This window comes from Sphingorhabdus lacus (assembly GCF_009768975.1).
GTDB lineage: Bacteria > Pseudomonadota > Alphaproteobacteria > Sphingomonadales > Sphingomonadaceae > Sphingorhabdus_B > Sphingorhabdus_B lacus.
Genome location: NZ_CP035733.1, coordinates 365,101 through 377,357, shown reverse-complemented (window position 1 = coordinate 377,357; position 12,257 = coordinate 365,101). Strand labels below are relative to the sequence as shown.

General features: G+C 59.2%; 9 protein-coding genes. 5 read left to right on the top strand and 4 right to left on the bottom strand.

Annotated elements, in window-relative coordinates; translation table 11 throughout:
- The 3 genes from EUU25_RS01770 (at position 1) to EUU25_RS16610 (ending at position 1,828) form a co-directional block, all read left to right on the top strand.
- Positions 1-600, top strand: coding sequence for an HD domain-containing protein (locus tag EUU25_RS01770; protein ID WP_158897755.1), 600 nt, complete (start codon positions 1-3; stop codon positions 598-600).
- 183 nt (positions 601-783) lie between these two features.
- A complete protein-coding gene (locus EUU25_RS01765; protein WP_158897754.1) occupies positions 784-1,683 on the top strand; it encodes a beta-1,6-N-acetylglucosaminyltransferase in 900 nt (299 codons plus the stop codon).
- Positions 1,684-1,699: 16 nt separating this feature from the next.
- A complete protein-coding gene (locus EUU25_RS16610; RefSeq protein WP_281347000.1) occupies positions 1,700-1,828 on the top strand; it encodes a hypothetical protein in 129 nt (42 codons plus the stop codon).
- A gap of 4 nt (positions 1,829-1,832) precedes the next feature.
- Here the strand turns inward: EUU25_RS16610 and EUU25_RS01760 are convergent, their stop codons facing one another.
- Complete coding sequence (locus tag EUU25_RS01760; protein WP_158897753.1) at positions 1,833-6,482, bottom strand: NAD-glutamate dehydrogenase; 4,650 nt, start codon at positions 6,480-6,482, stop codon at positions 1,833-1,835.
- 186 nt (positions 6,483-6,668) lie between these two features.
- Between EUU25_RS01760 and EUU25_RS01755 the strand changes: the two genes are divergently transcribed.
- Entirely contained in the window at positions 6,669-8,012 is a 1,344-nt protein-coding gene (locus tag EUU25_RS01755) for a dicarboxylate/amino acid:cation symporter (RefSeq protein ID WP_158897752.1), read from the top strand.
- A 2-nt stretch (positions 8,013-8,014) separates the two neighbouring features.
- Here EUU25_RS01755 and EUU25_RS01750 read toward each other — a convergent pair whose 3' ends face one another.
- Positions 8,015-8,752 (bottom strand): class I SAM-dependent methyltransferase, encoded by a 738-nt coding sequence (locus EUU25_RS01750; protein WP_158897751.1) that lies wholly within the window; start codon positions 8,750-8,752, stop codon positions 8,015-8,017.
- A gap of 184 nt (positions 8,753-8,936) precedes the next feature.
- On the opposite strand from EUU25_RS01750, the gene EUU25_RS01745 reads away from it, so the two are divergent.
- Positions 8,937-10,277 (top strand): spinster family MFS transporter, encoded by a 1,341-nt coding sequence (locus tag EUU25_RS01745; RefSeq protein WP_343032377.1) that lies wholly within the window; start codon positions 8,937-8,939, stop codon positions 10,275-10,277.
- Here the strand turns inward: EUU25_RS01745 and EUU25_RS01740 are convergent.
- Positions 10,274-10,786, bottom strand: coding sequence for a L,D-transpeptidase family protein (locus tag EUU25_RS01740; RefSeq protein ID WP_158897750.1), 513 nt, complete (start codon positions 10,784-10,786; stop codon positions 10,274-10,276). The genes EUU25_RS01745 and EUU25_RS01740 overlap by 4 nt on opposite strands.
- Complete coding sequence (locus EUU25_RS01735; protein ID WP_158897749.1) at positions 10,776-12,065, bottom strand: adenylosuccinate synthase; 1,290 nt, start codon at positions 12,063-12,065, stop codon at positions 10,776-10,778. The genes EUU25_RS01740 and EUU25_RS01735 overlap by 11 nt, the downstream gene beginning before the upstream one ends.
- Positions 12,066-12,257 lie beyond the last annotated feature (192 nt).

Genomic DNA, 12,257 nt, shown 5'->3' with positions numbered 1-12,257 from the left:
ATGGACAATCAAGACGATCGCGCCAGTTTTCACGACATGTCGCTGAGCACGCAAGAGGATTGGCAGATCATCATGCGGCACAATATTCCGTTCGCGCAAAATGGCGGGAAGCGGATATTAGACCATTTGAAGCTGCTCGACGGCGACTTTGGCGGCTTTGCGGTGGACCGGCTGACCCATTCGCTGCAGACCGCGACCCGCGCCTATCGCGACGGGCGGGACGAAGATTATGTGGTGATGGCCTTGCTGCACGATATCGGCGACACGCTGGGCGCGGCAAACCATCCCGACATTGCGGCGGCGATCCTGAAACCCTTTGTGTCCGAGAAGCTCCTCTGGATTGTCCAGCATCATGGCATCTTCCAGGGGCATAATTTCTTCCACCATCTCGGCCTTGACCGCGATATGCGTGAACAGTTCCGGGGGCATGAATGGTTTGCCGATACCGAAGAATTTATCGACAAATATGATTGCCCGGCTTTCGACCCCGAATATGACACCCTGCCGCTCGAATTTTTCGAACCCATGGTGATGAAGCTGTTCAAATATCCGCTGAACAGCATCTACAAACGGGCAATGGAGACCGAAGCCGCCGAATAATCGGCGGTAGGGCCTTATATAAGGGCGCTTTCATCCCTATATAGGCGGGACTGACAGCCGCCCCGCCCGTGCTGGCCAGTGTCTCTTTCCGGTCGAACTTTCTTTCGCTTGGCGTCCCGAGACGGGTGATACCCGCCGCGCGTCGTCCCTGCAGGTCCGGCGCGCGCACATGGAGTGCGCCTTTTGATCGCCTATTTCATTCTCGTCCATCGCTTTCCCGAACAGTTCAAGCGCATGTTCCGCGCCATCTATGTGCCCGGCAACCAGTATCTCATCCACATCGACCGCACCTCCGGCCCCGAAATACAGGCCGACATCACCGCCTTTCTGAAACCTTATCAGGGCACTGCCATATTGGAACCGCGCCCCATGCTATGGGGTGGATACAGCCTGGTCGATGCAGAGCTGCGCGGCATGGCGATGCTGCTGAAGATGAGCAAAAGCTGGACCCATTATATCAATCTGAGCGGACAGGATTTCCCGCTGAAGTCACAGGAATATATCCGCGGCTTTCTGCGGTTGAATCGCGGCAAGCAATATATCCGTGCCGTAAACCAGCATTTGGTCCGGCCCGACACCGTCAACCGGATCAGCCATTATTTTATTGAGGCTTTGGGCCGCATCTTCCGGACCGGCGTCAAACGCCGCCCCATGGCGCATGTCACACCCTTTATCGGCACCCAGTGGAAAGTCGTCACCCGCGCCTTTTGCGAATTCGCCTGCACCGACGCCCGGGTGAAGCCGTTCCGCACCTTTTACCGCCGATCGCTGATTGCCGACGAAGGCTTTTTCCAGACCCTGATCATGAACAGCGGAAAGCATGGCGAAGTGATCAATGACGATTTGCGTACGATCGACTGGATCCCCGACGGCGACATCAAGCTGCGCCCTCGCACCTTTGTCAAAGCCGATGCCATGCGCTTGAGCCTCAGCCCCGATTTCTTTGCCCGCAAATTTGACGCCGACGAAGATTCGGAAATCCTCACCTTGCTGGAGGCGCATCTGCTGACGCCAGCCGCCAGCCAGTACCGGCCAATTGCGAACAGCAGCCCTCTTACCCCCAAGCCGGCACTAGCCGCCTAACCACAGGAGAGACGATATGGCGAAGAGCCAAAAGAAAACGAACCGCGAAGCCCGCAAGCCAAAGGCCGAAAAACCGAAGAAGCAGAACGCGTCCAATCCGTCGACAAAGGGTAGTGTCGCCGGACTGATGGCATCCAAATCCTAGCCGCTTAACGCCCCAGCAGCACCCGCGCCTGCCCGGCAATCTGTGCCAGCATAGCGGGTGTGGGCAAACCGGCCATACGCGCACGGTCGACCATCGCCTTGAAGGACCGGACCCGGCCTTCATTGTCGGCGACCCAGCCCTGTGTATCGGCGAGCGGCTTCTTCGCGGCGCGGCGGCGGAGGAAATCGAGGCGCATTGCCTGGAAATCACGCGCCAGCCCGGCAACGAGCAAACGCTCCCACGGGTCATGCGGATCCATTTGCATCGCTGTGCCCTGTGCCCAGCCGATGCCCAGCGCGTCGCCCAGTGCGGTGAACGCCTGTGTCAGCGCAGTCACATCGGCCTTTTGTGTCGCCGACAGCGCCGCAAGGCCAATCGCCCCATCAAGCTGTGCCATCTGCACCAGACGATCCGCAATTTTGCGCGGCGCGCCATGTTCGACCAGACGCGCGCCAAAGCTTTCGGTCTGGTGACGGACATCCGCAGGTAGCAAGCTATCAAGCGAGGTCGACAATTTCTGTACGACCGGAGTGTAGAGCGCGGTCGCAGCACCCACGTCACGGCCTTCCGCCGCATTGCGGATCAGGTCGGCCATTTGCGCGCGGACCTCAACAGCGGTCTGATTAAACAAGAGCAAACGGGTCGATTCGGGCATTTCGGCCGTGTCGATAGCCTGCCATAATGCCGGCAGATCGTAGATCCGCTCCGCAATGGCAAAGGCCGCCGCAACTTCGCCGAGGCCACAGCCTTCTTCTTCCGCCAATTCGAACGGGTGGAGCAGACCGAGCCGATTGATCATCCGGTTTGCAAGCTTGGTCGCGATGATTTCCTTGCGCAACCGGTGCGCCAAAATCGCCGACTTGTGCTTTTTGACCATTGCGTCAGGAAATGCCGCAAGCAACTCGCCATCCATCGAGGGATCTTCGGCCAAGGGAGCGGCCTCTACGCCATCCTGCGTCGCCAGCTTCGCCGTCGACAGCAAAACCGCCAGTTCCGGCCGGGTCAGCCCCTTGCCCTCACTTGCGCGGCGGAAAAGCTCGTCATTGGGTGCAATGCCTTCGACCACACGGTCCAACCTGCCCGTGCTTTCGAAGGTTTCGATCAGCCGGACATAAGCGGGCAAATCCCCCGCCCCGCCGGTTTCGGCGATGGACAGCGCCAGCGTCTGCAGGCGGTTATCCTCCAGCACCAGATGCGCAACCGCATCGGTCATTTCGGCCAGCAACTTGTTGCGGACCGGTTCTTTCAGCTTGCCCGCACGCATTTCGGCGTTGAGCGCGATCTTGATGTTGACCTCATTATCCGAACAATCAACGCCGGCGCTGTTGTCGATAAAGTCGGTATTAATGCGACCACCGCGCAGGGCAAAGCCGATGCGGCCTGCTTGCGTGACACCCAGATTGGCACCTTCGCCAATGACTTGCGCTCGCACATCGGCGCCGTTGACGCGAATGGCATCGTTGCCGGGGTCGCCCACGTCCAGATGGCTCTCGCCCTTGTCCTTGATATAGGTCCCGATTCCACCAAACCAAAGCAACTGGACGGGCGCTTTCAAAATGGCCGTCATCAGTTCCGAAGGTTCAATATCTTTGGCATCTATGCCCAGCAAGGCCCTGATTTCAGGGGTTGTCTTGATGCTTTTTTCATTGCGTGCAAAGACGCCACCGCCTTTGGAAATCAGCTTTGGATCATAATCCAGCCAGCTTGACCGAGGCAGGTTGAACAGCCGCTGGCGTTCTTTCCAGCTTATGGCAGGGTCCGGACTGGGATCGAAGAAGATGTGTCTATGGTCAAAGGCCGCAACGACCTTCAACGTTTTGGACAGCAGCATACCATTGCCGAACACGTCGCCCGACATGTCGCCGACACCGGCAACCGTAACAGGCTCTTTCTGCACATTGATGCCCATTTCGGCAAAGTGCCGCTGGACCGAAAGCCAGCCACCCTTGGCGGTGATGCCCATTGCCTTATGGTCATAGCCCACCGAACCGCCACTGGCGAACGCGTCGCCCAGCCAGAAATTGCGTTCCAGCGCGATGGCATTGGCCGTGTCGGAGAAGGTTGCGGTTCCCTTGTCGGCGGCAACCACGAAATAGGGATCGTCGCCGTCATGGATAACTACGCTGTCGGGATGCACTACCTTGTCGTTCACGATATTGTCGGTGATCGACAGCAAGGTGCGGATGAACAGGCGATAGCTCTCGGTGCCTTCCGCAAACCAGGCGTCGCGGTCGACCCGCATGTCGGGCAGTTTTTTGGGATAGAACCCGCCCTTTGCACCCGTTGGCACAATCACGGCGTTTTTGACGCGCTGCGCTTTCATCAGGCCCAGAACCTCGGTGCGGAAATCGTCCCGGCGGTCGGACCAGCGCAGACCCCCGCGCGCGACAGGACCAGCGCGCAAATGGATGCCCTCGACCCGCGGCGAATAAACGAACACTTCGCGCCAAGGCAGAGGCGCGGGCAGACCCGGAACTTTGGCGCTGTCGAGTTTGAACGCCAAGGCTTCGGCACCGGCAGGCGCAAAGGCATTGGTACGCAAGGTGGCGCGCACGACGCCCATATAGCGCCGCAAAATCCGGTCCTCATCAATTGCCGAGACCGCAGCAAGTCCGGTTTCAATGCTCTTGATAAATTTCGCCGATTCCTTGTCGCGGTCGCCGGTAAAGGCTGGATCATGCGCGGCGTTGAAGAGGCTGATAATCGCGCGTGTGACGCCCGAATGCTTGGACAGGGCGGCAACGGCGGTGGGCATGCCATAGGTGACACCCGTCTGCCGCAAATAGCGGTACCAGGCGCGCAGCAAGATCACCGACTGAGGCAAAAGCGCGGCCACCGTGACAAGCTGGTTGAATACATCATTCTCGGCTTTTCCGTCGAGAACCTGGCTCAACGCGCCTTCGAGAATGGCGGCGCGTTCCATCACGCTGGCGACATCGCCACCGCGCAGACCCAGTCGGAAGTCATGGATATAATTCCCGTCACTCAAGGCCGTCGGGGATTCCTCCAATACGTCGAATCCGAAATTTTCGAGCGCGGGGACCATGTCGCTCAACGGCATGGCACCGCCCTGACTGAACACTTTCAGGCGCAGCATTTCCCCATCGGCGGAAAGCCGCGTCACCTTGCTATGGTCACGCTCCATCTGCAGCAGGCCGAGCATATCGCGCGCAGCTTCGTCCGAACTGTAGCTGGTGCGGTAATTGTTCGGGAACAATGCGCCATAACGAACGATCATTGCAGCGGCGCGCTTTTCATCGGTCAAGCGGGCAAGCGATGCCTCAACCGCGGGCTCCCACCCGCGGACCATGAGTTCCAGCTTATCGTCGAGTTGGGCTTCATCGACCTTCTGGTCACGATCCGGCAAGTCGAGCGTGTAGCGCAGAAGCGCGATACCGCCATCTTCGAGGCTGATCGACCAGCCAAGCAGCCCGCCGCCTGTCGTTGCGGTCAACATATCCTCGATCTGCTTGCGCATACCGGTGGACACATCGTCGCGGGGCAGCCAGACGAAAATATAAAGATGCCGTCCAAGCGGCGACCGGATCGCCAGCAATTTGGGCCGTGGCCGGTCGGTCAGCGACATGGCGGTCAGGGTAACCCGCTCCAACTCCGCCAGTTTCAGCGACACCAGCAAATCATGCGGCAAGGAGGTCAACACATGGGTCATCGCCTTTCCGGCATGTCCCGACGGGTCAAATCCGAACCGCTCCATCAATGTCGAAAGATGCGTGCGCAATACCGGTATCCGGTCTGGCGCGGTTGCCAGTGCGGCGCTGGTCCACAGACCGGCTGTAATCGACAGACCTGTGATCGTGCTGCCCTCACGGATGGGGACAACCACAAGGTCCAACTGCACATTGCGGTGCACGCTCGATACGCGGTTGGCTTTCAGGATCAGCGGCGCGCTGCCGCCTTCTTCGAACCATTTGATGGCAAGGCCGATGCTCTTTTCCGACAGGATCGCCTCGTTGCTGACCCGCGCCAAGCCGAGCCGTTTCGACCTTTTCCCGTCGCGCGCCAGAACTTCATGTCCCAGCACGGTCATATTATTTTCGAGGAACCAGCGGACCAGAGCCGCGCCTTCGCCATCGGGCAGGCTGTCGGCATCTTCGGACATCGCACCCAGCATCTTGCGCCAGTCGGTAACCGCGCCGCGCACATCGCGCAGCACAGCGTGCAGATTTTCTTCGAGCGCGCGCCGTTCCTTGGCGTCGACGCGATCGGTCTCAAGATAGATGAATGATTCGCGTGTGACCGATGAATCCCGTTTCCGGCTGACCGACTGCAACACGGCCTGATCGTCACGCACGGTGCTAAGCACAGGGTGGATCAACCGCTTTACGCCAATTGCTTTGGAGGCAACGGCGGCGGAAATCGAATCCACCAGAAAGGGCATATCGTCATTGTTCATGGCGATCCGCATGGCCATGCGGCCCTGCGCATCGGTAAAACTGTCCAGCGCTACCGCGGCGTTGCCCACCTTGCGTTGCTCCGCAACCTGCAAGGTGAAGCGCGCCGCTTCTTCGCAGGCTTTGGCATCAAACCCCTCATTCTCTCCGGGAAGGGCGCTGTCCGCGAAGGCGGTCGCCAGCGCTTTCAACAAGGTGGCATCCGCTTTTGCGGCAGTTTTTGATGCTTTGGCAGCAGCCATGAATTTTACTCCTGAGCCCACGAAATTGGGGATTGGTCATGGTTAATACGACACAATCCATTGTAATTTTATTTCAATGCTTATGCCTTCGTTCGCCGGGCTATTCAAGTTACGTCGGTAGCGGGTTGCGGTCATCATTTTGCCTGTGTAGCGTCACCCCATGCCAAAAGGGCCGGAGGGAAGTTTATGGATAAGCGTCTGACATTGTGGATTTTGGTCGGGATGATCCTGGGTATCATCGTCGGCTATGCGGTCCATATTGGCGTCGCGCCCGACAGCACAGCCTTCGAAAATCTCACCAAAACGTTCAAATTGCTGTCGGATATTTTCCTGAATCTCATCAAACTTCTGGTCGCGCCGCTGATCCTGTCGACGATTGTTGTGGGCATCGCACATATGGGCGACAGCAGCGCGCTGGGCCGTATTGGCTTCCGCGCAATTACGTGGTTCATCCTCGCCAGCTTTATTTCCATCGGGCTGGGCCTGTTGATGGTCAACATCTTCCAGCCGGGCATTGGCGTTCCCCTGGGCGCAGCGGCAGAGGCGGCCGCGTCTGTCGGTGAAGTCAAGAAACTCGATGTATTCGAGTTCATCTTGTCGATCTTTCCCAAAAACGCGTTCGAGGCGATGGCCACGAACAATATCCTCCAGATTTTGGTCTTCTCGCTGTTCGCTGGAGTGGCCCTCTCGGCGCTCGGCGAAAAGGGCGCGCCGCTTGTCCGGGCCGCAGATGCGCTGGCCGAAATGATGCTGCAGATTACGCATTATGTGATGCGCTACGCACCGGTCGCGGTGTTTGGGGCATTGGCCAAGGTCGTGGCCACCAGCGGCCTCGCGATTTTGGGCAGCTACCTCGAACTGCTTGCCGAGTTCTATATGTCGCTCGTTATCCTCTGGGTGCTGTTGCTCTCCATCGGCTGGATATTCCTGCGCAACCGGATCTGGACGCTGATCCGGTATATCCGTGAACCGCTGTTGATTGCATTCTCGACCGCATCGTCCGAAGCCGCGCTGCCCAAGCTATTCGAGCAGCTCGACCGCTTTGGCGTGCCGCGCCGCATCTCGGGCTTCATGCTGCCGCTGGGTTACAGCTTCAACCTTGACGGCTCGATGATGTATATGAGCTTCGCGACGATCTTCATCGCGCAGGCCTATGGCATCGATCTTCCGATCATGACGCAGATCCTGATTTTGCTGACGCTGATGATCTCGTCCAAGGGCGTGGCGGCGGTTCCGCGTGCTTCGCTGGTCGTGATTACCGGGACGCTGGCGATGTTTGGGCTACCGGTCGAGGGCGTCGCCCTGATCCTCGCGATTGACCAGTTCCTCGATATGGGCCGCACTGCGACCAATGTCGTCGGCAACGCCGTTGCAACCTCGGTCATCACCAAATGGGAAGGCATGCTGGAGGTCGAGGAGCCGGAATTTGTCGAACCCCCGCACGCCCCTGCCCACACCGCAGCCGCAGGCAAACGCGGGCTGGACCTCGCCGAAGATATGGTCAGCGATACGCGCAGCACCAAAAGCTGAGTTTAGGCGGGAAGCTTGTGTCCGATCAGGGTGCCTTTTGCGCCCTTGCTATCGAGCGTGAAACGCATCGTATGATGTTCCCGCCGCCAGCGCCGCGCAACCACGCGCTCGCCGGGGCGGGCCGCATCGTCAAGCAGCACCCGGCCGCCGGGCCGGATGCGCGGAAACAGGCTCGCCGCCGCACCGCGCACATAGGGATGGATGGCCCAAGGCGGGCCGTCGACGATCAGTAAATCAATATCTGTGGGCACATCGCTCAGTTGATACCAATGCCCGGGCCAACCCGCAGGCGATGCCCCCAAAGGCGCATGCCGTATTTCTGCCGTCAAACCGTTCTCGCGCACCCATTGCTGCGTGATTGAGGCAAATTCGCCATGCTGGTCATAGCTGACCAACGATCCCCCGCCGAACTTCTGGAGCGCGCGGGCGATGATGAATGTCGACGCGCCGCAGCCCAGTTCCACGACCTGCGCTGGACGCATTTCTTCAATGGCGCGTGTGATGTGCCACAGGAAATGCGTATCGGCTTTCCAGCTTCCCAAATTGGGCAAGGCATCGGCCGGCAAGTCCAGATATTCCAGCAACGCCGCCTTGTCCGCTTTCCGTCCGCCATGAAGGCTGCGCAACAGCCATGGCCATTGGATCGCACCATAAGCGGTCACCATGGCACGGTCACCCAGAGTGAGATCGAGCCCAATATCGTCAAGCGGCAGCAGGGCCGTAGTTTCGCGTGTTGTCATGTCCCTCGCCCATGGGCGCACGACGGGCTACGAGCAACACAGCATTTCCGCCCTGCCGCGTTTCCAGAACGGTTCAAAGCGGATGTATCCCGAATATTTTCGGCAAGGCCCCGACATTCATCGCGAACGCTTTGACAAATCGAAAAATTGCCGGATAAACGCGGTGAGAGAAGAGGAGAGATGAATGCGTGATGCGGCGTCGCGTGCGGGCGAGAGCGGTTTCGATTCGGGGGCATCCCGCGCAGCAATCGGAAGGGCATCGACCACCCCCCGCCTGATGCTGTGGACCTTGCTGATTGTCTACACGCTGAACTTTCTGGACCGCCAGATCGTCAACATTCTGGCCGAACCGATCAAACGCGACCTCCAGCTGAGCGACACCGCACTGGGCTTACTGGCCGGCCCCGCCTTTGCCGTTTTCTATGCCGTGCTCGGTATCCCCATCGCCCGCTATGCCGACCGCGCCTCCACCAACCGCGTGGCGCTGATATCGGTGTCGCTTGCCCTCTGGTCCGCCATGACCGCCCTATGCGGCGTTGCGCAGAATTTCGTTCAGCTCCTGCTGGCCCGTATCGGCGTCGGCGTCGGCGAAGCGGGATGCACTCCAGCGGCCCATTCGCTTATCACCGATAGCGTGCCGCCCGAAAAGCGGTCCTCGGCCATCGCCTTTTTCGGCCTTGGCGTTCCCATAGGCAGCTTGTTCGGGCTGATCATCGGCGGTATCGTCAACGATCTTTATGGCTGGCGCGCCGCGCTCTTTCTGGTGGGCGCACCGGGATTGCTGCTAGCGCTCATCCTGCCGATGATCATCCGTGAGCCCCGCCGCACTGATGGCCCTGTCCGCGACGCGGCGCAGAACGGGCCAAAGAAAGTCGAGCTGCGCGTCGGCGAGGCGTTCCGGGAAGTATTCTCCTCCCGCGCCTATCTCTACATCTTCATCGCGGCGTCCTTCACCGCCTTTCTAAGCTACGGCAAGGGTCTGTGGACGATCAGCTTTTTCATCCGCAGCCACGGGCTTTCGACGACCCAGGCCGGTCTGGCTATGGCGGTTGCCTTGGGTATTGCCGGGGTAATCGGCACCCTACTCGGCGGGAAAATGGCGGACAAATTCGGCAAGGATAACAAGCGCCATCTGCTGACCTTCCCGGCCGTCGGCATGGCGATTGCCGCGCCCATCCTGTTTGCCGGCTATTGGGTCGATGACTGGCGCATTGCGGTTGCGTTGCTGATCGTGCCGACCATCCTCAACTCCGCCTATTACGGCCCTGCTTATGCCTGTGTGCAAGGCCTCGTCCGCCCCGAAGCCCGCGCCATGGCCGCATCTATGGTCGTTTTCGGCCAGAATTTGATCGGTCTGGGCATGGGCCCGTTGCTGTTCGGCATGCTGTCCGACGCGCTGATTCCCGTGGCCGGCCAAGACAGCGTCCGCTGGGTCCTGTTCGGCGCGGCATGGCTGGGAATCATCCCCGCTTTCTTCTTCTGGCGCGCAAGCCTACGCCTGAAGGCGGAGTTGAAGAGCGGTTAAGGGCGGATCGTAATCTTTGCGCCATCCGGTACCAACTTCCAAATCTGCTCGATTTCAGCGTTAGTGACGGCGATGCAGCCATCGGTCCAATCGTGCTTCAGGCGTTTAAGTGGCGACCAATTGGGCTGGCCATGTATAAAAATATCCCCACCGGGGGACTTTCCTTTTGCCTTCGCAAATGCGCGGTCAGCAGCGTTGGGGTAGGATATGCGCAGGCTGAGATGATAGCGACTGGCAGGGTTCCGACCCGAGATGGTATAGTCACCTTCCGGCGTTCGTTCATCGCCTTCGAATTGTTTGTGTCCGATCGGCGCATCGCCGAATTGGATACCCTTATAGCGAGAGATGATCTTACCTTTCCGGTAAAGCAGCATTTCACGATCGCTCTTGTCGACCAGGATATAATCAGCCTTAGTGCCGTCGGAGACAGATGATTGCGTGCTTTGCGGATCTCCATTTCCGCACGCAGCCAACGAAATTGCGGCAAATAGACTAAGCCTAATCCGCAAAAGGATCGCGCACCAAAATCGTGTCTTCGCGTTCGGGCGAGGTGCTGACCAGTGCCACCGGTGTTTCGATCAACTCTTGCACGCGACTGATATATTTGATCGCTTGCGCCGGAAGGTCGGCCCAGCTACGTGCGCCTGCGGTGGTTTCCTGCCAGCCGGGCATCTCTTCATAGATCGGCTCGACCGAAGCCTGATCCGCCGCATGGGCAGGCAGATAGTCATATACTTTGCCGTTGAGGCGATAGCCGGTGCAAATCTTGATGGTTTCAAAGCCGTCGAGCACGTCCAGCTTGGTCAGCGCGATTCCGGTCACGCCCGAAACGGCGCAGCTTTGCCGCACGATGACGGCATCAAACCAGCCACAGCGGCGCTTGCGTCCGGTGACGGTGCCAAATTCATGACCGCGCTCACCCAGACGCTGGCCGGTTTCATCTTCCAACTCGGTCGGGAAAGGACCCGATCCCACCCGGGTTGTATAAGCCTTTACAATGCCCAGCACGAACCCGGCAGCGCTTGGTCCCAGACCTGACCCTGACGCAGCAGTGCCCGACACGGTGTTGGAGCTTGTGACAAAGGGATATGTGCCGTGATCAACGTCGAGCAATACGCCCTGCGCGCCTTCGAACAGGATGCGTGCGCCTGCCTTGCGCACCTTGTTCAATCGCTTCCATACCGGCTGCGCATATTCGAGAACGAAGGGCGCAATTTCCTTGAGGTCCGCAATCAGCCGCGCCCGGTCTACAGGCGGCTCGCCGAAACCGGCACGCAGCGCATCATGGTGTGCGCACAGACGGTCAAGCTGCGAATCCAGGGCATCGAGATGCGCCAAATCGCATACGCGGATGGCGCGGCGGCCGACCTTGTCTTCATAAGCCGGGCCAATGCCGCGTCCGGTCGTGCCGATTTTGCCGGAACCCGCCGCTGCCTCACGCAAACCGTCGAGGTCGCGGTGGATTGGCAGGATGAGGGCGCAGTTATCCGCCAATGCGAAATTTTCTGTCGTAATGGACACGCCCTGCCCGCGCAGCTTCGCCATTTCGTCGCGCAACGCCCATGGGTCAAGCACCACGCCATTGCCGATGATCGACAATGTACCGGTGACTATGCCCGACGGCAGCAGCGACAATTTATAGACATTTTCGCCGACCACCAATGTGTGTCCGGCATTATGGCCGCCCTGGAAACGGACCACGGCATCGGCCCGCTCGGCCAGCCAATCAACAATCTTGCCTTTACCTTCGTCGCCCCATTGGGCGCCGATCACGGTTACGTTCGCCATTCAAAATTCCCTGACTGAAGGGCCTTTTTCTGCGCAGAAGGATTTTTCTGCGAAGGGATTCGCCGTGCGTCCCGTTATGACTATGGACGCAAAACGTCCACCCTAAAGCGTCAATGGAGGCAAAAGATGCGTAAATGGATTTTAGGTGGCGTGGCACTGACCATGATCGGCACCTGTGCAGTGGCCCAACGC